Origin of the sequence: Pseudomonas syringae pv. tagetis (genome assembly GCF_022557255.1) — a bacterium.
GTDB classification, from domain to species: Bacteria; Pseudomonadota; Gammaproteobacteria; order Pseudomonadales; family Pseudomonadaceae; genus Aquipseudomonas; species Aquipseudomonas caricapapayae.
Window position 1 is genome coordinate 5,371,525 of record NZ_CP092923.1, and the last position, 22,198, is coordinate 5,393,722.

A 22,198-nucleotide genomic window follows, 5' to 3' on the forward strand; every position below is an offset into this window, starting at 1 on the left:
CGCTCCGCGTCGCATGCCTTTCAGGACGCTCTGCGTCCTCTTGTGGCGTAGGGCGACTAAAGCCTCACACTCGCAAACGTCGACTCGTTACGCGCCTGACTCAGTGCCGACATAGGCCCGGACAACGGGGCAAGCACCAGCGCCTGCGGGATTGGCATCATGGCAACCTGTTGAGCAGTGTTGGAGCCGACGCGCTCGTCACGCGGCGGAATGCCGAAGTACTCGCGATAGCACTTGGAGAAGTGCGGCGTCGACACGAAGCCGCACACCGACGCCACTTCGATGATCGACATCGGTGTCTGCTTGAGCAGTTGACGGGCGCGGATCAAACGCAGTTTCAGGTAGTAGCGCGACGGCGAGCAGTGCAGGTATTTCTGGAACAGCCGCTCCAGTTGCCTGCGTGAGACGGCAACGTAAACTGCCAGCTCATCAAGGTCGATCGGCTCTTCGAGATTGGCCTCCATGAGTGCCACGATTTCCTGCAGCTTTGGCTGATTGGTGCCGAGCATGTGCTTGAGCGGCACGCGCTGATGATCCTGTTCGTTGCGAATGCGCTCGTAGACGAACATTTCGGAAATGGCTGCCGACAACTCACGGCCATGATCGCGACTGATAAGGTGCAGCATCATGTCCAGTGGCGCGGTGCCGCCAGAGCTGGTGAAACGATTGCGGTCCAGCGTGAACAGCCGGGTGCTCATGGATACACGTGGAAACGCTTCCTGCATCGCCGCCAGACATTCCCAATGCACACTGCAATCGAAACCATCCAGCAAACCGGCGCACGCCAGCGCCCAACTGCCGGTGCACACTGCGCCCAGACGACGGGACTGACGCGCCTGGCCCTGCAGCCAGCTCACATGCTCTCGCGTCACGGTGCGCTGAATGCCGACGCCACCGCAAACAATTACGGTATCGAGTGCCGGGGCTTTGTGCATCGCAGCATCCGGCGTGATCTGCAGACCGTCGCTGGCCCAGACCTGACCGCCATCCACGCTCAGCGTGGTCCAGCGATACAGCTCGCGGCCCGATAACTGGTTGGCCATGCGAAGAGGTTCTACCGCCGATGCGAGGGAGATCAGGGTGAAGTTATCCAGCAGCAGAAAGCCGATGGACTGTGGCGCGCGGTTCTGGGGTTGAGTCCCTTGATTGAACGATGTCATCACACTATCTCCTCACATATGGCAATGGTTGGCCCCAGGACAGGCTCTTCTTATAGCCCTCGTCATTGCAGGGCTTTGTGATGCAGTCGCAAATCCCATGCCGGAATTTGATCGCTCATTCAAGAACACCTGAAAACGACGTCGCGAAGCGTCTAACCGGCTGCGACCCACGTACCTGTTTGCGACGGCGAGGCCGCAGCATGGGCAGTTCGATGAGCAGTTCGGTAGCACTCGACGGAAACGACCAGGGGGTCCTCGCACACCGAGTGCTACTCAAGGCACATGCCAAGGAAACCCGGCCGAGGGCAGGCGTTCGCGCTAAAAAGTGGCGGCTGGAAGGAAGCGTGATCGAAAAACGCGCAGCCACCAGAAATGGCACCCGACCTCGCGTAACCACTGCCAGATCCGACCCGATAATGAACTTGTCGGCGTTACCCCCCTCCAAAAGACCGCGTTCGCGCAGGCACCGACCTGCCAACCGACCGCTGCCGAACTGCGCAGCGACTGTGTAACGTACTGGCCGTTTTTCAGTAGTTCCGACACTGCAACCGGGCGTGCGTACGATGCAACGAATCTGTAAGCGACCTTGCGCACACTGGATACGACGCCGCCTGCACTGGATACGACGCCCCCTGTAGGCGTTTGATTTTCCCTGTTACATGATCGGTTCCGACTCGATCGCCCGGCGCAGTGATGGAGCTTCGCGAAAAGCCTCGCCAACCATAAGCCGCGTCAGCGCTCACCTGCTGATGACTAGAAAAAACTTCACAGGAGTCCACCCATGAAAGGTTCCAAATCGTTGCTGTTGGCCGCCACGCTCTGTATGCCGGTGCTCGCTCAGGCAGCCGAGCCAGAGGCCTGTCATACGGTCAACTTCTCCGATGTAGGCTGGACTGACATCACCGTCACCACTGCGGTCACCAGCGCTGTACTCGAGTCACTGGACTACAAGACCAAGACCGCCATGATTTCCGTACCGGTGACCTACAAGTCGCTGGCGGACGGCAAGAACATGGACGTTTTCCTCGGCAACTGGATGCCGACCATGGAAAACGACATCAAGCCGTATCGCGAAGCTGGCACTGTCGAAACCGTGCGTGCCAACCTGGAGAACGCCAAGTACACCCTGGCAGTGCCGGAAGCGCTTTACGACAAGGGTCTGCATGACTTCGCCGACATCGCCAAGTTCAAGAAGGAACTGGGCGGCAAGATCTACGGCATCGAGCCCGGCAATGATGGCAATCGCCTGATCCAGAGCATGATCGACAAGAACGCTTTCGGCCTGAAAGACGCAGGCTTCAAGGTCGTCGAATCCAGCGAAGCGGCCATGCTGTCGCAGGTCGATCGCGCCGTGAAACGCAAAAACGATGTCGTGTTCCTGGGTTGGGAACCGCACCCGATGAACACCCGTTTCAAGATGAAATATCTTACCGGCGGTGATGACTTCTTCGGCCCCAACTATGGTCAGGCGACTATCTACACCAATACTCGTAAAGGCTACAGTCAGGAATGCGGCAACGTAGGCCAGTTGCTCAAGAACCTGTCCTTCACACTGGACATGGAAAGCACCCTGATGGGCAACGTGCTGGACGACAAGATGAAGCCTGATGCCGCCGCCAAGGCGTGGATCAAGAAGAACCCGCAAGTGCTCGACACCTGGCTCGCAGGCGTGACCACAGTTGATGGCAAGCCAGGCCTGGAGGCAGCCCGGGCCAAGCTGACCCAGTAAGCCGACAGCAGGCGGGCCTGGCCCGCCTGCTGCCCTCTTCACCTCCCGCAAGCGGACACCCGATATCATGCTGACTGATCAAAAAATCCCTCTGGGCGAGTACATCGCCTCATTCGTCGACTGGTTGACGGCAAACGGTGCCGACTACTTCGACGCGATTGCCTCGACACTGGAAATGATGATCCACGGGTTCACCTTCGCGCTGACCTGGTTCAACCCGCTGGTATTGATCGGCCTTATCGCCGCCCTCGCGCATTTCATCCAGCGCAAGTGGGGCCTGACGGTTTTCGTCATCCTTTCGTTTCTGCTGATCCTCAACCTGCATTACTGGCAGGAGACCATGGAAACCCTGGCGCAGGTGCTCTTCGCCACGCTGGTATGTGTCGTCATCGGCGTGCCGCTGGGCATCATTGCCGCGCACAAGCCGCTGTTCTACACCATCATCCGGCCGCTGCTGGACCTGATGCAGACCGTTCCCACGTTCGTCTATCTGATTCCGACCCTTACGCTGTTCGGCCTGGGCGTGGTGCCCGGTCTGATCTCGACAGTGGTTTTCGCCATTGCGGCACCGATTCGCCTGACGTATCTGGGCATCCGCGATGTGCCTCACGAACTGCTGGATGCCGGCAAGGCCTTCGGCTCGTCGCGCCGCCAGTTGCTGACGCGCATCGAACTGCCCTACGCAATGCCCAGCATTGCCGCCGGGATTACCCAGTGCATCATGCTGTCGTTGTCGATGGTCGTGATTGCCGCGCTGGTCGGTGCCGACGGCCTGGGCAAACCGGTGGTCAATGCACTCAACACGGCCGATATCGCGCTCGGTTTCGAAGCCGGTCTGGCAATCGTATTGCTGGCAATCATGCTCGACCGTATCTGCAAACAACCTGAAGCCAAGGTAGGGTCCGACGCATGAGCATCATCAAATTCGACAAGGTAGACGTCATCTTCGCCAAGGACCCGCGTGAAGCCCTGAAATTGCTGGACGAAGGCCTCACGCGTGACCAGATCCTCAAGAAGACCGGACAGATCGTCGGCGTCGAGAATGCCAGCCTGGACATCGAGAAAGGCGAAATCTGCGTCCTGATGGGGCTGTCTGGCTCCGGAAAATCCAGCCTGTTGCGTTGTATCAACGGCCTCAATACCGTCAGCCGCGGCTCGTTGTTCGTCGAGCATGAAGGCTCGCAGATCAACATTGCCAACTGCAGCGCCGCCGAGCTGAAAATGATGCGTACCAAACGCATTGCCATGGTCTTTCAGAAATTCGCCCTGATGCCCTGGCTGACAGTACGCGAGAACATCAGCTTTGGCCTGGAGATGCAGGGTCGTCCCGAAAAGGAACGACGCAAGCTGGTGGATGAAAAGCTCGAACTGGTGGGCCTGACCCAGTGGCGCAACAAGAAGCCGGACGAGCTGTCTGGCGGCATGCAGCAGCGAGTGGGGCTGGCCCGTGCGCTGGCAATGGACGCCGACATTCTGCTGATGGACGAACCGTTTTCGGCGCTCGACCCACTCATCCGCCAGGGTCTGCAGGATGAGCTGCTCGCCCTGCAAAGCAAGCTGAGCAAGACCATCGTCTTCGTCAGCCACGATCTGGATGAAGCGCTCAAGCTCGGCAGCCGGATCGCGATCATGAAGGACGGCCGCATTGTTCAGTACAGCGTGCCGGAGCAGATCGTTCTCAACCCGGCAGACGAATACGTCCGGACCTTCGTTGCGCATACCAATCCACTGAATGTGCTGTGCGGTCGCAGCCTGATGCGCACGGTCGATGAGTGCACACACCTCAACGGTTCGGTATGCCTGGACCCGAGCGGCGATTCGTGGCTCGATCTGGCCGAGGGCAATGTGATCAAGGGTGCACGGCAAGGTGCCACGCCACTTGATCTGCAGAACTGGGCCCCCGGTCAGGACGTCGGCACCCTGGAAAGACGCCCCACTCTTGTGCACTCCAACATCGGCATGCGCGACGCATTGCAGATCCGCTACCAGACCGGCAACAAGCTGGTCTTGCAGGACGGCAATAAAGTGGTGGGCATTCTCGGTGACACCGAGCTGTATCACGCCCTGCTGGGCAAAAACCACGGCTGAGGCCTGAAGGTTAACGCCTGAAACCGGCAAGCCCGCTCCCCTGCTCTGGACTGACACCAGACGGGAGCGGGCTTTTTCGTTTGTGGCCTGGTCATTGCGCCACTCTTCTTTCGCTATTTCTGCTCCCCCGTCCCCCATGTCGTAAACGCACCTTTGTGTGGCGTCCATAGGCATTTGGCGTCTTCGGTCCGGCCCTACCATCGCTCTCAGAGGGCTCTGTTCGGCCCTAACGACAAGTCAGGCGCCGCGCCGCCGCTGGGAGATCCGCGATGTTCAGCAAGCAAGACCAGATTCAGGGTTATGACGACGCACTGTTGTCGGCGATGAACGCCGAGGAGCAGCGTCAGGAAGACCATATCGAGCTGATCGCCTCGGAGAATTACACCAGCAAACGCGTGATGCAGGCCCAGGGCAGCGGCCTGACCAACAAGTATGCCGAAGGCTATCCCGGCAAGCGCTATTACGGCGGCTGCGAGCACGTCGACAAGGTCGAACAACTGGCCATCGAACGCGCAAAACAGTTGTTTGGTGCCGACTATGCCAACGTCCAGCCGCACTCCGGCAGCCAGGCCAATGCGGCGGTCTATCTGGCCCTGCTCCAGGCGGGAGACACCGTACTGGGCATGAGTCTGGCCCATGGCGGTCACCTGACCCACGGTGCCAAGGTCAGCTTCTCGGGCAAGCTCTACAACGCCGTGCAGTACGGCATCGACACCGCAACCGGGCTGATTGATTACGATGAAGTCGAACGCATCGCCGTCGAATGCCAGCCGAAAATGATCATTGCCGGCTTCTCGGCCTACTCGAAGACCCTGGATTTCCCGCGCTTCCGTGAAATCGCCGACAAGGTGGGGGCCTACCTGTTTGTCGACATGGCGCACGTCGCCGGTCTGGTTGCCGCCGGTCTCTACCCGAATCCGGTGCCTTATGCAGACGTGGTCACAACCACCACCCACAAGACCCTGCGCGGCCCACGTGGCGGGCTGATCCTCGCCAAAGCCAATGAAGAGCTGGAGAAGAAATTCAATTCCGCTGTGTTCCCCGGCGGTCAGGGCGGCCCGCTGATGCACGTCATCGCCGCCAAGGCCGTATGTTTCAAGGAAGCAATGGAGCCGGGTTTCAAAGCCTATCAACAGCAAGTCATCGACAACGCTCAGGCCATGGCCCAGGTATTTATCGACCGTGGCTTCGATGTGGTCTCCGGCGGCACCGACAACCATCTGTTTCTGGTCAGCCTGATCCGTCAGGGCCTGACCGGCAAGGACGCCGACGCAGCACTGGGCCGTGCGCACATCACCGTCAACAAGAACTCGGTGCCCAATGACCCGCAGTCGCCCTTCGTAACCTCGGGCCTGCGTATCGGCACCCCGGCCGTCACTACCCGCGGCTTCAAGGTGACCCAGTGCGTCGAACTGGCAGGCTGGATCTGCGACATTCTCGATAATCTCGGCGACGCCGATGTCGAGGCCAACGTCGCCAGTCAGGTCGCAACCCTGTGCGCCGATTTCCCGGTTTATCGCTGAGTCAGGAGTAGCCTTACATGCAGCATTACTCAGGCTTCGGCCTTCTCAAGCATTCCCTCAGCCATCACGAAAACTGGCAGCGCATGTGGCGCACGCCGACCCCGAAGAAGGTCTATGACGTGGTCATCGTCGGCGGCGGCGGACACGGCCTGGCGACGGCCTACTATCTGGCCAAGGAGCACGGCATCACCAATGTGGCCGTGGTCGAGAAAGGCTGGCTGGGCGGCGGCAACACTGCGCGCAACACCACCATCGTGCGCTCCAATTACCTGTGGGACGAGTCGGCCCATCTTTATGAACACGCAATGAAGCTGTGGGAAGGCCTGTCACAGGACTTGAACTACAACGTCATGTTTTCCCAGCGCGGCGTCTACAACCTGTGCCATACCTTGCAAGACATGCGTGACTCCGAACGCCGGGTCAGCGCCAACCGTCTGAACGGCGTGGATGGCGAATTGCTCAACGGCAAACAGGTCGCGGAGGAAATCCCGTATCTCGACTGCTCGAAGAACACCCGTTACCCCATCATCGGCGCAACGGTCCAGCGCCGGGGTGGTGTCGCTCGTCACGATGCGGTGGCCTGGGGTTTCGCGCGTGCCGCTGATGCGCTGGGCGTAGACCTGATCCAGCAGACGGAAGTCATCGGCTTTCGCAAGGAAAACGGCGTGTGCATCGGCGTCGAAACCAACAAGGGTTTCATTGGTGCAAAACGTGTCGGCGTAGTAACCGCCGGCAACTCCGGGCACATGGCAAAACTCGCAGGCTTCCGTCTGCCGATCGAGTCGCACCCGTTGCAGGCGCTGGTCTCCGAACCGATCAAGCCGATTATCGACAGCGTCATCATGTCCAATGCCGTACACGGCTACATCAGCCAGTCGGACAAGGGTGACCTGGTGATCGGTGCCGGTATCGACAGCTGGGTCGGTTACGGCCAGCGCGGCTCATACCCGGTGATCGAGCACACCATCCAGGCCATCGTAGAAATGTTTCCGGTGCTTTCCCGCGTGCGCATGAACCGCCAGTGGGGCGGCATCGTCGACACCACGCCGGACGCCTGCCCGATCATTTCCAAAACACCGGTGCCGAACATGTTCTTCAACTGCGGCTGGGGCACCGGCGGTTTCAAGGCTACGCCGGGCTCGGGCAACGTGTTTGCGGCCAGCCTGGCCAAGGGTGAAATGCACCCGCTTGCCAAGCCATTCTCCATCGACCGTTTCCACAACGGCGCGCTCATCGACGAACACGGCGCTGCAGCCGTAGCCCACTAACAGGAGAACCCGACCATGCTGCATATCTTCTGTCCTCACTGTGGCGAACTGCGCTCCGAAGAGGAATTCCATCCATCCGGCCAGGCGCACATTCCGCGTCCGCTGGACCCTTCCGCCTGCACCGACGAGCAATGGGGCGATTACATGTTTTTCCGCGATAACCCGCGCGGCCTGCACCACGAGCTGTGGATACACGCCGCTGGTTGCCGCCAGTACTTCAACATGACACGCAATACCGTGACTTACGAGATTCTCGAAACCTATCCGATTGGTACCAAACCGCAGTTCACGGACCGGGGAGACATGGTATGAGCCAGACCCATCGCCTGCCCAACGGCGGCCGCATCAATCGCAGCAAGGTGCTCAACTTCACCTTCAACGGCCAGACCTACCAAGGCTTTGAGGGCGACTCGCTGGCCTCCGCCTTACTGGCCAACGGCGTCGACATCATCGGGCGCAGCTTCAAATACTCTCGCCCGCGCGGCATCTTCGCGGCGGGTTCGGAAGAGCCCAATGCGGTGCTGCAGATAGGCGCGACCGAAGCGACGCAAATCCCCAACGTACGTGCGACTCAACAGGCACTCTACCCGGGACTGGTGGCGACCAGCACCAATGGCTGGCCAAGCGTCAACACCGACGTCATGGGTATTCTGGGCAAAGTCGGCGGCAAGCTGATGCCACCGGGTTTCTACTATAAAACCTTCATGTACCCACAATCGTTCTGGATGACTTACGAAAAGTACATCCGCAAGGCCGCAGGCCTGGGGCGCTCGCCGACAGAGAACGATCCGGACAGCTACGACGCGATGAACCAGCACTGTGACGTGCTGATCGTCGGCGCAGGCCCTGCAGGTCTGGCAGCCGCACTGGCAGCAGGCCGCAGCGGTGCCAGAGTGATCATTGCCGATGAACAGGAAGAGTTCGGCGGCAGCCTGCTGGACAGTCGTGAAAGCCTGGACGGCAAGCCTGCTGCCGAGTGGGTGACCACGGTGGTGGCCGAACTGAAAAGCCTGCGCAACGTGACACTGCTGCCCCGTGCCACGGTCAACGGCTATCACGATCATAATTTCCTGACCATTCACGAACGCCTGACCGACCACCTCGGTGATCGTGCGCCCATCGGCATGGTTCGCCAGCGCATGCACCGCGTGCGCGCCAAACGTGTGGTACTGGCCGCAGGTACTCACGAGCGGCCGCTGGTTTATGGCAACAACGACGTGCCGGGCAACATGCTGGCCGGTGCTGTTTCAACCTATGTTCGCCGTTACGGCGTAGCACCCGGCAAGAAACTGGTGCTTTCCACCAACAACGACCACGCCTACCGCGTCGCTCTGGACTGGCTCGACGCCAGCCTGCAAGTGGTCGCGATTGCCGATGCGCGGCACAACCCTCGCGGTCCGCTGGTGGAGGAGGCACGCGCCAAAGGCATTCGCATCCTGACCGGCAGTGCAGTGATCGAAGCCCGTGGCAGCAAGCGCGTGAGTGCTGCCCGTGTCGCGGCCATCGACGTCAAGGCGCATGCCGTCACCAGTCCTGGCGAATGGCTTGAATGCGATCTGATTGCCAGCTCCGGTGGCTACAGCCCGATTGTGCATCTGGCCTCACACCTGGGCGGCAAGCCTGTATGGCGTGAAGACATCCTGGGTTTCGTACCGGGCGAAGCACCACAGAAACGCGTGTGCGTGGGCGGCGTCAACGGTGTCTACAACCTGGCTGACAGCCTGGCCGATGGTTTCGAAGGTGGCGTGCGCGCTGCCAGCGAAGCGGGCTTCAAGGTTGTCGAAGGCGTAATGCCCAAAGCGCTTGTGCGTACCGAGGAGCCGACGCTGGCGCTGTTCCAGGTGCCGCATGAAAAAGGCACCGCACGGGCTCCCAAGCAATTCGTCGATCTGCAGAACGACGTGACCGCTGCCGCCATCGAGCTCGCAACCCGCGAAGGCTTCGAGTCGGTCGAGCACGTGAAGCGCTACACCGCACTGGGTTTCGGCACCGACCAAGGCAAGCTGGGCAACGTCAACGGCCTGGCCATCGCCGCCCGTTCGCTGAACGTGTCGATCCCGGAAATGGGCACCACCATGTTTCGGCCCAACTACACACCGGTGACCTTCGGCGCAATCGCCGGACGTCATTGCAAGCACATCTTCGAACCGGTGCGTTTCACCGCACTGCATGCCTGGCATGTCAAAAACGGTGCCGAATTCGAGGACGTCGGACAGTGGAAACGCCCCTGGTACTTTCCGAAAAACGGTGAAGACCTGCCCGCAGCAGTCGCTCGTGAATGCAAGGCCGTACGTGACAGCGTGGGTCTGCTGGACGCGTCGACGCTTGGCAAGATCGACATTCAAGGCCCGGATGCCCGCGAGTTCCTCAACCGTATCTACACCAATGCCTGGACCAAACTGGATGTGGGCAAGGCGCGCTATGGCCTGATGTGCAAGGAAGACGGCATGGTCTTCGATGACGGTGTAACAGCCTGTCTGGCCGACAACCACTTTCTGATGACCACCACCACAGGCGGCGCTGCACGCGTCCTGCAATGGCTGGAAATCTACCAGCAGACCGAATGGCCGGACCTGAAGGTGTATTTCACGTCAGTGACCGATCACTGGGCGACTCTGACGTTATCAGGCCCCAACAGTCGAAAATTGCTGAGCGACGTTACCGACATCGATCTGGGCCGTGAGGCGTTCCCGTTCATGACCTGGAAAGAAGGCCTGGTCGCAGGGGTGCCAGCACGCGTGTTCCGTATCTCGTTTACCGGCGAGCTGTCCTACGAGGTCAACATTCAGGCCAATTACGCCATGGGCGTACTGGAAAAGATCGCCGAAGCAGGCAAGCAGTACAACCTGACGCCTTACGGTACCGAAACCATGCACGTCCTGCGTGCCGAAAAGGGTTTCATCATTGTCGGTCAGGACACCGACGGCTCGATGACCCCTGACGACCTGAACATGGGCTGGTGTGTCGGCCGGACCAAGCCGTTTTCCTGGATCGGCTGGCGCGGCATGAATCGTGAAGACTGCGTACGTGAGCAGCGCAAGCAACTGGTCGGCCTCAAGCCCGTCGACCCAGCCAAATGGCTGCCGGAAGGTGCGCAACTGGTGTTCGATACCCAACAGGCGATCCCGATGAGCATGGTTGGCCACGTGACCTCGAGCTACGCGCACAACTCGCTGGGCTATTCGTTCGCGATGGGTGTGGTCAAAGGCGGCCTGAAGCGTCTCGGTGAGCGTGTGTTTGCGCCGCTTGCAGACGGCAGCGTGATCGAAGCCGAGATCGTTTCTTCGGTGTTCTTCGATCCAAAGGGCGAGCGGCAGAATGTCGAGTAACGCGCGGTGCGCCGATCAGCAGCACACAGAATTCAAGGCAGGTGACTCATGACCACAGCGAACGTTTACCAGCAGTGCCCGACCCTCGATGTCAAAGCCGAGTCGCCACTGTTCCATGCAAACCTCGACAGTCTGGTCGGCAAGGGTCGCGCCAGCCCGGGTGTTCTCCTGCGCGAGAAAAAGCTGCTGGGGCACTTGACGATTCGCGGCGACGCGCATGATCCGGCGTTCGCTGCCGGCGTGCACAAGGCGCTGGGCATGGAGTTGCCCGCCGCGCTGATGCTGGTCACCAGCGGCGAGCGCTCGCTGCAATGGCTTGGCCCGGATGAGTGGCTGCTGATCGTGCCGGGCGGTGAAGAGTTTGCGGCAGAACAGCAACTGCGCGAGGCACTGGGCGGGCTGCATATCTCCATTGTCAACGTCAGCGGCGGCCAGTCGATTCTTGAACTGAGCGGGCCTGACGTGCGCCGGGTGCTGATGAAATCGACCAGTTACGACGTGCATCCGGATAACTTTCCGGTGGGCAAGGCAGTCGGCACCGTGTTTGCCAAGTCGCAACTGGTGATCCGCCGGACCGGTGAAGAGACCTGGGAACTGCTGGTCCGCCGTAGCTTCTCGGATTACTGGTGGCTTTGGCTACAGGATGCGAGTGCCGAGTACGGGCTGAGCATTCAGGCGTGAAAAGCCCGGGAGACCGCAGTGTCAGTCTCAATGAAGACTCTGTGGGAGACTCCTGTGGGAGCGTCGCCCGGTACGCTCCCACAAGTTTTGTGTATAACGCGCAGCATTGTCACGAGAGTCAGCCGGATCTGTGGATAACGAACATTCAGGAGCATTGATTCAATGAGCCGCGCGCCCGACACATGGATTTTGACCGCCGACTGCCCAAGCGTGCTGGGCACGGTGGATGCAGTGACCCGCTTTCTGTTCGAGCAGGGTTGCTATGTGACAGAACACCACTCCTTCGACGATCGCCTGTCGGGGCGTTTTTTTATTCGCGTGGAATTTCGCCAACCGGACGCTTTCGACGAACAGGCATTCCGCGCCGGGCTAAGTGAAAGAGGCGAAGCGTTCGGCATGATCTTCGAGCTCACGGCGCCCAACTACCGGCCAAAAGTGGTGATCATGGTCTCCAAAGCCGATCATTGCCTGAATGACCTGCTCTATCGCCAGCGTATCAATCAACTGTCCATGGACGTCGTCGCGGTGGTGTCCAATCACCCTGATCTTGAACCGTTGGCTGGCTGGCACGGAATTCCGTACTACCATTTCCCTCTCGACCCGAACGACAAGCCGGCACAGGAAGCAAAGGTCTGGCGCGTCATTGAAGAGTCCGGCGCGGAACTGGTGATTCTTGCCCGTTACATGCAGGTCCTGTCACCTGATCTGTGCCGCAAGCTCGATGGCAAGGCGATCAATATCCACCACTCGTTGCTGCCGGGTTTCAAAGGTGCCAAGCCTTACCACCAGGCCTACAACAAAGGTGTGAAACTGGTCGGTGCCACCGCGCATTACATCAACAACGATCTGGACGAAGGTCCGATCATTGCTCAGGGCGTGGAAGTGGTCGATCACAGCCACTATCCCGAAGACCTGATTGCCAAGGGTCGAGACATCGAAGGACTCACGCTGGCCCGTGCAGTGGGCTATCACATTGAACGGCGAGTGTTCCTCAACGCCAACAGGACGGTGGTTCTGTAGCTGCAAGCTTGCAACTGTTTTTTTGCTCGAAATCTGCTCCAAAACAATAAAAGCGAGGTGACATGTATGTCTGGTAATCGCGGTGTTGTGTATCTCGGCGCTGGCAAGGTCGAAGTGCAATCCATTCCCTTCCCCAAAATGGAAGACCCACGCGGCAAGCGCATCGAGCACGGCGTGATCCTGCGCGTGGTTTCCACCAATATCTGTGGTTCCGACCAGCATATGGTGCGCGGGCGTACTACGGCGCAGACCGGGCTGGTGCTGGGTCATGAAATAACCGGCGAGGTGCTGGAAGCCGGTCGCGACGTTGAGCATCTCAAAGTCGGCGATCTGGTCTCCGTGCCGTTCAACGTGGCGTGCGGTCGTTGCCGCAGCTGCAAGGAGCAGAACACCGGCGTCTGCCTGACGGTCAATCCGGCGCGCGCCGGTGGTGCCTATGGTTACGTCGACATGGGTGACTGGGTTGGCGGGCAGGCTGAGTACGTGCTGGTGCCGTACGCTGATTTCAACCTGCTCAAACTGCCGGACCGCGACGCGGCGATGGAAAAAATCCGTGACCTGACCTGCCTTTCCGACATCCTGCCCACTGGCTACCACGGAGCAGTCACCGCCGGGGTTGGTCCTGGCAGCACCGTTTACGTTGCAGGCGCTGGCCCGGTCGGCCTTGCTGCGGCGGCGTCAGCGCGCTTGCTGGGCGCTGCCGTGGTGATCGTCGGCGACGTCAACCCGACACGCCTGGTTCACGCGAAGGCTCAAGGCTTCGAAATTGCCGACCTGTCTCAGGACACGCCGCTGCACGAACAGATCGCCGCCCTGCTCGGCGAACCTGAAGTGGATTGCGCCATCGACGCCGTAGGCTTCGAAGCTCGCGGTCACGGCCATGCCGGTGCGCAATCGGAGGCACCCGCGACCGTCCTCAACTCATTGATGGGGGTGGTAAGGGTCGCAGGTAAAATCGGTATCCCCGGCCTGTACGTCACCGAAGATCCGGGTGCGGTGGACGCTGCTGCAAAAATGGGCAGCCTGAGCATTCGCTTCGGCCTGGGCTGGGCCAAATCCCACAGTTTCCACACCGGCCAGACTCCCGTCATGAAATACAACCGTCAGTTGATGCAGGCCATCATGTGGGACCGCATCAAGATCGCCGACGTGGTGGGTGTCGAGGTGATCAGCCTGGATGATGCACCGCGGGGGTATGGGGAGTTTGATTCGGGCGTGCCGAAGAAATTTGTGATTGATCCGCATGGGTTGTTTGGTGGGGTGTAAAATTAAAACTGGGCGGTTAGCACCGCCCTTCCAAAAAAATCAGTACCTGCCGATTCGTTAAAAAGATGTAATCCAAACTGGATCATACGAAAAACCCATATTCAAATTACTGCCAGGCTCAAATACATTCTTTTTATAAATCCCCAGTCTAAAAACCGATTCGCTTTTCTGGCTTACATACCTGCGAATCTCGGTAGGACCATGACCAGCAACTCCCCCACGATAAGCCTTTACAGACAGGCCTGATAGTTTAGAAAACTCAGCGGCAAACGAGTTAGAACCGCCCGTCGCAGAGTGACATATAACAAGGCGGGCATATTCATATCTCTCGAATTCCAAACCCTGTCGTCTAAGCGTAAAATCAAGCATTGTGGGTGACGTGGGGCTTTGCCCCATCAAAACTCTTGGGCCTCCATACTTCGATGGGTTATAGCCATGGCCATTAACTACCAACTCTAATTTTCCGCCGCTTATCGGCCTGTCGTATACATCAATGCCGCGTACTGATGATCGAGGACTGGTCAAATACAGGAACTTTAAAGCCTGATCAGACTTCTGAGGATGGGATGCTGCTTTCCTCATTAAACCCAGCGCCCGCAATGCGCTTTTCAGAAAACCTGGCACATGCCCACTCGGATCAACCCGATTAACCGGATCCCCCCCACAATAAGCATACGCATTCACCCCACCCTCACCAAACGGACTCAGACTGTCCGGGCTATTGAACCTCATCAACACGGGATTGAATGCCCGATAACCATTGCCCAGCAAATAGTGTCCCGTCACCGGATCAACCCGCTGGCCGGTAAAACCCGGCAGGTTCATCAGCCCTGCAGAAGGATGACGATGGCCGTAAGGCGTATATGCAAATGCCAAACCCTGCGCCGCAATCACAGACTGCTGTTGATCCGTAGTCAGAAAAACACATGCGCTCTGGTTGTTTTCCGTACGTCGTTGCGCCAAAAGATGCTCGCCTGTGCGCAAAAGGGTGTGCTGTATCTGCCCTTGAATCTGCGTAGCAAAGTGACTCTTCTGATAAAAAAGGCCAATGCTGCCCTGCCCCGCAGGTGAGCAGTCGGCCAGGCGGTCCAATGGATCGTAGTGATAGACGCAGAGCATGGATTGCCCAGACGAAGCCATGGTGTCACTCCTTTGAGGTAACCCTATGGCAGCGAGTCTGGGCTGACGCTCTGATTCCGCACCGCTGGCAGAACTAACTTGACCATTAAGTTCCATTAATCCCACACGCCACGATGACGAAGTTCGTCAACCTTGCCACGTACCTTGGCTGCAACATTAGAATGATTTGGGGGCCGTGCCGTGGCTAGACCATAACGAGCATAACTGTAACTAGGCGGGGGGACCAGCTCCAAAGCGGTTTCTAAATCAGACAGCTCTTTCTCAAGGCGAAGTTTTCTGTTCAGATACTCGGGAGTGGGAGAAATCTTGCGCACGTTCATATCATTTACATTTTTCTTTACGTACGTTACATCAGCCTTTAAATTTTTATAGCTGTCCCACATTGAGTCAATTTTTTCGGATTTTTTGTTAATTGGCCTGTGGTAATTTTTATCATCTAAAGCCTGTTGTGCATCTCGATAGTTCGGTGGATCATCAGCGTTCGGTGCCATGTCAGACACTGTATTTCGTGCGCTTACTGAGGCTGGCCTTGATCTTAGCGGTCTAGACAATCTAAACCGTCCAGGCATATGCCCACTCGGATCTGCCCCATTAACCGGATCACCCCCACAATACGCATACGCATTCAACCCACCCTCACCAAACGGACTCAGGCTGTCCGGGCTATTGAACCTCATTAACACGGGATTGAATGCCCGATAACCATTGCCCAGCAAATAGTGCCCCGTTACCGGATCAACCCGCTGGCCGGTAAAACCCGGCAGGTTCATCGGCCCTGCAGAAGGATGACGATGGCCGTAAGGCGTATACGCAAATGCCAAACCCTGCGCCGCAATCACAGACTGCTGTTGATCCGTAATCAGAAAAACACATGCGCTCTGGTTATGTTCCGTACGTCGTTGCGCCAAAAGATGCTCGCCTGTGCGCAAAAGGGTGTGCTGTATCTGCTCGTGAATCTGCGTAGCCAGATGACTCTTCTGATAGAAAAGGCCAATGCTGCCCTCCCCCACAGGTGAGCAGTCGGCCAGGCGGTCCAATGGATCGTAGCGATAGACGCAGAGCACGGATTGCCCAGACGAAGCCATGGTGTTACTCCTTTGAGGTAACCCTATGGCAGCGAGTCTGGGCTGACGCTCTGCTTGCGACCAGCTGGCAGAATTACTAGGGCCGCTCCGCCTGCAGGATCAAAAGACGCTGAGGGCTGAAGCCTCCAGCGCCATGAACTGTACTGCCCTACTCTCGCACAGGCCTCACCAGTACCGAGTAGTAGTGTTCTTTTGCATAGTAATTACTGTCAGGTGCCGGAGCTCCGCGCATACCGTCGATTGACTCGAAAAGCCCGATATTCCAGTTACGGCTGGCGGGTAATTGTGTTGCAGCACCACGTTCGTCAGTGTCTCGTGCGGCTTCGGACAAGTCCGAGGCCAGCACGCCCGTGATATGCCCTTCCAGGTCCAGAACTTTCCCGGCCACGAACATGAAATGAAACGGGTATTCCGAGGATGGAGTGCCCTCCAGCACCTCGCGCTCGATAAAACCGATACCCTCTCCGACTTCGGGAAATGATTGCTCGTCAGTAAAGTAATCAGAATGGCCCGGGGCCTTTATCCAGCCCTCAAGAGGAGTCGTCGAAATATTCAGACTCACCGGCTGCCCCTGACGCAGCGCGACAACCTCGACATTGGGCACGACTGGAGCCGGGTTGCCCGAGCGCTCGCCTTCATAATCGAACGGTATTTCTCCGCCTGCATATTTCGATACCAAGAACTCGGTACTGGAAATACAGCTTTCGGGGACCGCTGCCTTGGCTTCGAGCCTTACATAGCCATCCCGATCCGGCTCGATGGTGTGGAACAGGTCGGATGGCACATTGAGCTTTCCGGCGACGAGCGCGTTGTCATTCATGATGTTCAAGTCTTCATGGTGAACCTGAAACACTCCGCCTGCCGCCTCCTGAGCGGCATAGTGCTCGTGGGACGCGACGGCACCAGCCACTCGCCGTGTGCGGATGTTGCAGATCGTCTGATTGACAACGTTACCGCCCTTTAAGCCAGGTCGATTGATAAGCGTGAACTCGTGCCCACCTGTGTTGCGTACCCAGGGCAGCGCCAGGGTTTCAGCGCGCGACCGTCCTTGCGGCGGCACCAGCAGAAAGACGCCGTTGCGCTCATCCCAGACGGCCCGGTAGATTCTGCCGTTATCCAGTTTGATGTAGTCACGACCACCAATGGAGTAACTGCCTCGTTTTGGCCCCGTACTGACCACTTCGGCATCGGACAGGTCAACAAAGGCACTGGCAATGCCCACGCCTCGGGTTCGCTCTGGATAAATGGCGTCATCGATGTGTAACTGCAGGTCGGCACCGCTCAGATGGGCATGCTCGGCTGGCGGCTCGAGGCTGGTGACCGATTCATAGGCATAGCCGCGCTGCGAGGATAGAAAAATGCGTCGAGCATCGGTTTCCGAAACGTCATTAAGGGACAGGACGGCGATACTTTCAATTCTGGAGGGGTCGGTAAAGCAGGCTTCGACATGATCAATGACGGACCCCGAATGACTCAGATAAAACGGTTCATCCAGGTGGCCTGCCAGCATACCGAGCTGTCGGGTAGGTGAATGAGCAAACCAGGCCTTCTCTCCTGACTTCAAGCTAACCTCGGCCATCATCAGGTTGTTTCCGGACAGCGTTTTCTGAAGCTGCCTGACAAAGGTTCCTCGCTCATTGGCGAGCGCTGGAATCGTCCCTTGCGCGGCCAGAAGCGGGCGGGTCAGTCGAACCTGCTTGAGGATCTTCTCCCCCAGACTCAGCGCGCGGGGCTTCGACGCTGCTCCCCACTCAATGGTATTGCCCAACAGGGTATTGGCGAGTGCGGCCTGATTACGCGCAGCAAAGAGGATGGCCAGTTCCTCGGAGGTGTCGAGAACATAAAACGGATTTTCGACAGTCGTGATGGACGAAGGCAGCCGCGGCTTGATTTTGGCAACTGCTTCGATGTTGCTGGCTACCCATCGTGGGTTACGGGCATAAGCCTCGTTTGCAGCCTTTGAGCCATAGAACAGTTCCAGCGCAAAGTCATCATGGGCTATGCCGTTGCGGTAATCCGACTGGTGACGCCACAGGTCAGGCAACGCTCGTTTGGGGTCGGCGTCAGCACTGATTTTACTCATCGTCAGGGAGACAGGACGCTGGTCTTGCAACGTTTCGCCGGGTGCCAGCGCCAGAAAATTCTCCATACCGACAGTACCTCGGTAGTGCACGCCGCGATCCGCCTCGATCACCAGTTCCTGCCCGCGGCCATCACTGAGCGTCGCCAGGACACCCGCTACGGTCTTTCTGCCCACCAGCCCATCCAGGGTATCGGTTATCTGGACGGTAACGAACATGCCTTGCGCAGCGACAATTTTTGCCTGAATTTCAGGGTTGTAGCTCGGAATGGCAGGCAGCGCCTTATCGATTTCCAGACGGCTACCGTCAGCGCGAATGAACGAGGTAGTGTCGACTGAATGCCCCGCATGTTCGAGCACCTCGACATGCCCATCGTGTTCGGTGACGTACTTATGCTCAATGACGCCAACTGCGATGTTCTGCCCGGTTGCTCTGTTATCTGCGTCCATGATCCGGGCTGGGACCGATTCAAGCGTCGCCACGCAGTTGTCGTACCAACTGACCGTGTTGGCGGGTGCCAGAAAGCGCTCCGGTCGTCCGCTGAAGAGAACAGGAAAATCTTCGGTATGGGCAAACCGTGAAAGCTGTGGTGCATCGGCAACCGAATTCGGGTGTCTGCGCCATTGCCCTGCTTCCATATCCAGCGCATGCAGAGGGCGTAATTGCGGTCCGGCCAGCCCATTGACCATACGACAGGCATGGCCGTTGAGCATGTAGATGTTCTCGCTTATCCCACCCAGCAATACCGCACGGGCACCGCCCTCGACGATCGCGTTGCCATTCCAGTCGACACGCGTGACGTTTCTGCCGGTCTTGCGCTCGGATATCTGCCCGTCCTCGGAGAAACGCCAATGTGAGCTGCCTTCAGACGACTGCCTGTGCAAAAGTTCTTCGCCTGCAACTTCGCGCTCGTTCACGCCCTGTTGATGACGCGACACAGCAGCCTTGAGCCCTTTCACCGCTGATATACCGCAGTGCAGCGCCGAACGCATACCGATCAAAAGAAAGCCGAAGTTTTTTACCGAGGCCTCGTAGTCGTTGGCTCTTATCGACTCTCCGAGGGCCTGGATCTGTTGGGCCATCGTCCATACGTTGGTGCCTTGCTGCATCAACACACCCAGCACCCTGGGAGGAACGGCGCGCATTTTGCCCAGACAGAGTTCTGCAACAATGTTGATTGCGTCCAGCGCTATGCCTTCGTCGTTGCCATCGTAAATATCAAATGCCAGGTTGATGAAGTTACCCAATACAGGAATGAGTCCGCCGACCTGACGCACCACTTGCAGCACATGCTGTGCACTGGTCGACATGTTCTGAATGTCATCATTGTTTGTCCTGGCGCTTAACATTTGCCTGAACGCCTGAACGCTTGCCTCAAGCCGGGCGCGCTCGTCCGCGGTCAATAACTCGATGCAATGAACCGGTCTGTCGCTGTCCGATATCGCCGCCCACTCAAGTGATTCCAGCCGTTGGGCGGCGCTGCCTGAAGCCAGCACGATCCGCTCGGCCTCCAACGCCCGGTAGGTTTCGGTCGCCTTGACGGCGTAAACCTCTGCCTCAAGCCTGTACGCTGCCTGCGGCGTCGTCAGTTGAGAAGGCAGATTGCCGTTGTTCACAAAGGCTATGTTTGCATCGAATAAACCGGTCAGCTTCGTTTGCAGTGCCTTCAGGCTTGCGGTGTAACGGGTTTTAGTGGCGAGCGCCTGAGTCAGCCGCCCGAGCTTTTCATCACGGTCATCGGCAAGCGCCAGTTCTTGGCGAAGAGCTTCGTCATACATCACACTCAGCAGCGTTCGATAACCGACAGACTTCTTGTGCTTGTAGAACGTACCGGTATTGACCCAATTGGCCTCGTAACTGATATCAAACGAAGACCGCGCAATCACCGGCCAGCTATGCTCGGGCAGCCCCAGATAACGGCAGAGTTCGCGTGAAACAAATTCTGACTGGGTAGGCTGCAGAACAACCAGCAACCGTTGCTGAGCCTCCAGATTTGCCGCGGCCACCCGATAGTAGGCATTGACTGCATCGTTCAGGCGTTTGGTATACGCCACCTGGCGCTGCGCGTTCGGCAAGTCAGGCACGTTCTCGCGATAATGCGTCAGCAGATAATCAGCCGCGTGCTGCAATGTCGCACACTGGCCAATCTCCCATTGCACCCTTCGTAGTTCCTCTGTGAGGACCATGAACCGTGACCCGATAGCGTCATACGCCTCTTCAGATAGAGGATCCACATACAGAAACGGAGGTTCTTTGCTGCGGATATCGAAGGCTTCGATGTCGATATCCGTCAGGGGATAACTGCGCTGGACTGGATTGGGCACGATGACTTCCACAATCAGCCTTTCGATATTGATGGCACCCTCGCCTTCCACATCACGAATGGTGTTGATCATGTACAACGACAGCTCTTTGCAGGCCGCGTCAAAATATCCCGACAGGTCCTTCGCGTGCCAGGGATTGACGGTGTGCTGTTCCCGGTAAATGTCGTGATGGCCGTCGCTGTCGTAAACGACAAGTTTCAGCGTAATACCACCTGTTTGCTGCAACATCGCCAACAACGCGTTTTCGTTGTCCTGCAATGAGGCGCCGAAATGCCGGTGGCTGTTCAGCAAGGTGCGGCACCGGGCAAGATGCCACTGGATTTCCTTTTTCAACTCTTTGTTGATCACGCCATAGTCGTCAGTGCCATGCGCCTGAACATTTCGCTGGCGAAACGTGTACACCTGTGAAGTATCGAGCACGAAGCGCTGTGTTTCTGCGATGGTAAAAGGCAATGAAGGCTTCATCACCGCACCCCGGGATTCGCTCTCCCCCGGCACAAGCGCAGCGATCCCCGCCAACAGATCGTCACGGCTGGCTGCCGCCGGGATACTGATCCCGTAGTAATCGAGCAGGCATTGCAGCGAAACGGTCTGATCATCGCGAATCGCCAGATAGCTCTTGGCATACGCTGTAGCCAGATAAGGCCCGAGCAGGGCCAGGCTGTCGGTGAAACGGATGTACCGCAGGTGCAGATTTGAAAAAAAAATTTTCGCCGGTTGACGGGCGTCGGAAACGCCCTGCAACTGAAGCGTATAAACCGGACTGCCTCCACCGGGACTGACGTGCAGAACGCATGTGAATGGCTGCCTGAAGTCCACCTGACGTTTATTCAAGACGCTGAGGACGTAGCGCAGGTCTTTACGCCGCACTTTGGGCAACAGGTCATCATTGGAATCGCCTGTCGTGTCCATGCCGGCAGCGAGCCGGATCAAGGCCTTGAACTGCTGCAAAACCGAAGAGGTATAGGTGACGCCCGCAAACAGCGGAGAGTCCTGGGCGACGGCCACAAACTCTCTGTTGATCGCAAAGGTGCCGGTTTTCAAGTCACGTATTCGCGCCCGCAGCGTATTCAATAGTCTGGGGTAATCGCCTCGGGTGCGATCAAGTCGCTCTGTTCTGATGATCGGCGAATGTGGCTCACGCTGATGACGCTGAGCGATATCGAACACAGCTTTTGCCCGCTCATCCTCAGGTCCTGTCAGGGATGTTTCCGGACTCACGGATCGGGTAACGCGCTCGGCGCCACCCTTGAACGCATGTAGTTCATCGTCAAACAGCATCGACTTCAAGGTGCCAAGGAGTTGGATATCGTCTGCCCAGCGCTTAAATGAGCTGGCGGCCCCGAGCACCGTTATTTCGTCCAGTAACGTGAAACCTTCAGTGCGGGGCCTTAGCAGGATGGCGGTCAAATGGTCGTTGCCCTGCGCGGCCAACAAGTCATGAACGCTTGCGGCTGGCCTGGCGGGAAGTGCTGAGGTTTGGGTGTCGGTCATTGCAATTGCT

Annotated in this window: 14 protein-coding genes; 10 read left to right on the forward strand and 4 right to left on the reverse strand. The window is 58.1% G+C overall.

The annotated features are described in order from the left end of the window. Nucleotides 1-56 precede the first annotated feature (56 nt). Nucleotides 57-1,160: a choline metabolism transcriptional regulator GbdR gene (gene gbdR, locus MME58_RS24080; RefSeq protein ID WP_055005999.1), complete on the reverse strand. Its 1,104-nt coding sequence runs from the start codon at nt 1,158-1,160 to the stop codon at nt 57-59. Nucleotides 1,161-1,941: 781 nt separating this feature from the next. On the opposite strand from gbdR, the gene MME58_RS24085 reads away from it, so the two are divergent. The 10 genes from MME58_RS24085 (at nt 1,942) to fdhA (ending at nt 14,064) form a co-directional block, all read left to right on the forward strand. After that, on the forward strand, nt 1,942-2,889 hold the full coding sequence (locus tag MME58_RS24085) for a choline ABC transporter substrate-binding protein (protein WP_055006000.1): 948 nt from the start codon (nt 1,942-1,944) through the stop codon (nt 2,887-2,889). 64 nt (nt 2,890-2,953) lie between these two features. Continuing rightward, a complete protein-coding gene (choW, locus tag MME58_RS24090; protein ID WP_174518942.1) occupies nt 2,954-3,802 on the forward strand; it encodes a choline ABC transporter permease subunit in 849 nt (282 codons plus the stop codon). After that, the gene (choV, locus tag MME58_RS24095; protein ID WP_055006002.1) at nt 3,799-4,977 is read left to right on the forward strand and encodes a choline ABC transporter ATP-binding protein; all 1,179 of its coding nucleotides are present in this window, start codon (nt 3,799-3,801) and stop codon (nt 4,975-4,977) included. The genes choW and choV overlap by 4 nt, the downstream gene beginning before the upstream one ends. 269 nt (nt 4,978-5,246) lie before the next feature. After that, a complete protein-coding gene (gene glyA / locus MME58_RS24100; protein ID WP_055006003.1) occupies nt 5,247-6,500 on the forward strand; it encodes a serine hydroxymethyltransferase in 1,254 nt (417 codons plus the stop codon). 17 nt (nt 6,501-6,517) lie between these two features. Beyond that, nucleotides 6,518-7,768, forward strand: coding sequence for a sarcosine oxidase subunit beta family protein (locus tag MME58_RS24105; RefSeq protein WP_002555602.1), 1,251 nt, complete (start codon nt 6,518-6,520; stop codon nt 7,766-7,768). A gap of 15 nt (nt 7,769-7,783) precedes the next feature. Next, a complete protein-coding gene (locus MME58_RS24110; protein WP_054985721.1) occupies nt 7,784-8,080 on the forward strand; it encodes a sarcosine oxidase subunit delta in 297 nt (98 codons plus the stop codon). Further along, the gene (locus MME58_RS24115) at nt 8,077-11,097 is read left to right on the forward strand and encodes a sarcosine oxidase subunit alpha (protein WP_055006004.1); all 3,021 of its coding nucleotides are present in this window, start codon (nt 8,077-8,079) and stop codon (nt 11,095-11,097) included. The genes MME58_RS24110 and MME58_RS24115 overlap by 4 nt, the downstream gene beginning before the upstream one ends. 48 nt (nt 11,098-11,145) lie before the next feature. After that, a complete protein-coding gene (locus MME58_RS24120; protein ID WP_055006005.1) occupies nt 11,146-11,778 on the forward strand; it encodes a sarcosine oxidase subunit gamma in 633 nt (210 codons plus the stop codon). A gap of 162 nt (nt 11,779-11,940) precedes the next feature. Beyond that, a complete protein-coding gene (gene purU / locus MME58_RS24125; RefSeq protein WP_054985718.1) occupies nt 11,941-12,798 on the forward strand; it encodes a formyltetrahydrofolate deformylase in 858 nt (285 codons plus the stop codon). Nucleotides 12,799-12,864: 66 nt separating this feature from the next. Continuing rightward, nucleotides 12,865-14,064: a formaldehyde dehydrogenase, glutathione-independent gene (gene fdhA / locus MME58_RS24130; protein ID WP_054985717.1), complete on the forward strand. Its 1,200-nt coding sequence runs from the start codon at nt 12,865-12,867 to the stop codon at nt 14,062-14,064. A 57-nt stretch (nt 14,065-14,121) separates the two neighbouring features. Here the strand turns inward: fdhA and MME58_RS24135 are convergent, their stop codons facing one another. The 3 genes from MME58_RS24135 to MME58_RS24145 form a co-directional block, all read right to left on the reverse strand. After that, nucleotides 14,122-15,204, reverse strand: a complete 1,083-nt coding sequence (locus MME58_RS24135) for an RHS repeat-associated core domain-containing protein (RefSeq protein WP_233590919.1) — start codon at nt 15,202-15,204, stop codon at nt 14,122-14,124. Nucleotides 15,205-15,299: 95 nt separating this feature from the next. Next, nucleotides 15,300-16,289 carry an RHS repeat-associated core domain-containing protein gene (locus MME58_RS24140; protein ID WP_082427405.1) on the reverse strand — a complete coding sequence of 330 codons (990 nt, stop codon included), beginning with the start codon at nt 16,287-16,289 and terminating at the stop codon, nt 15,300-15,302. Nucleotides 16,290-16,437: 148 nt separating this feature from the next. After that, nucleotides 16,438-22,188: a hypothetical protein gene (locus tag MME58_RS24145; protein WP_055006007.1), complete on the reverse strand. Its 5,751-nt coding sequence runs from the start codon at nt 22,186-22,188 to the stop codon at nt 16,438-16,440. Nucleotides 22,189-22,198 lie beyond the last annotated feature (10 nt).

Excerpts from the sequence above, each read along its gene's own strand:
- gbdR (WP_055005999.1), bottom strand. The coding sequence starts at position 1,160 with ATGACATCGTTCAATCAAGGGACTCAACCCCAGAACCGCGCGCCACAG.
- choV (WP_055006002.1), top strand. The coding sequence starts at position 3,799 with ATGAGCATCATCAAATTCGACAAGGTAGACGTCATCTTCGCCAAGGAC.
- purU (WP_054985718.1), top strand. The coding sequence starts at position 11,941 with ATGAGCCGCGCGCCCGACACATGGATTTTGACCGCCGACTGCCCAAGC.
- MME58_RS24105 (WP_002555602.1), top strand. The coding sequence starts at position 6,518 with ATGCAGCATTACTCAGGCTTCGGCCTTCTCAAGCATTCCCTCAGCCAT.
- glyA (WP_055006003.1), top strand. The coding sequence starts at position 5,247 with ATGTTCAGCAAGCAAGACCAGATTCAGGGTTATGACGACGCACTGTTG.
- MME58_RS24110 (WP_054985721.1), top strand. The coding sequence starts at position 7,784 with ATGCTGCATATCTTCTGTCCTCACTGTGGCGAACTGCGCTCCGAAGAG.
- MME58_RS24085 (WP_055006000.1), top strand. The coding sequence starts at position 1,942 with ATGAAAGGTTCCAAATCGTTGCTGTTGGCCGCCACGCTCTGTATGCCG.
- MME58_RS24135 (WP_233590919.1), bottom strand. The coding sequence starts at position 15,204 with ATGGCTTCGTCTGGGCAATCCATGCTCTGCGTCTATCACTACGATCCA.
- MME58_RS24115 (WP_055006004.1), top strand. The coding sequence starts at position 8,077 with ATGAGCCAGACCCATCGCCTGCCCAACGGCGGCCGCATCAATCGCAGC.
- MME58_RS24140 (WP_082427405.1), bottom strand. The coding sequence starts at position 16,289 with ATGGCTTCGTCTGGGCAATCCGTGCTCTGCGTCTATCGCTACGATCCA.
- fdhA (WP_054985717.1), top strand. The coding sequence starts at position 12,865 with ATGTCTGGTAATCGCGGTGTTGTGTATCTCGGCGCTGGCAAGGTCGAA.
- MME58_RS24120 (WP_055006005.1), top strand. The coding sequence starts at position 11,146 with ATGACCACAGCGAACGTTTACCAGCAGTGCCCGACCCTCGATGTCAAA.
- MME58_RS24145 (WP_055006007.1), bottom strand. The coding sequence starts at position 22,188 with ATGACCGACACCCAAACCTCAGCACTTCCCGCCAGGCCAGCCGCAAGC.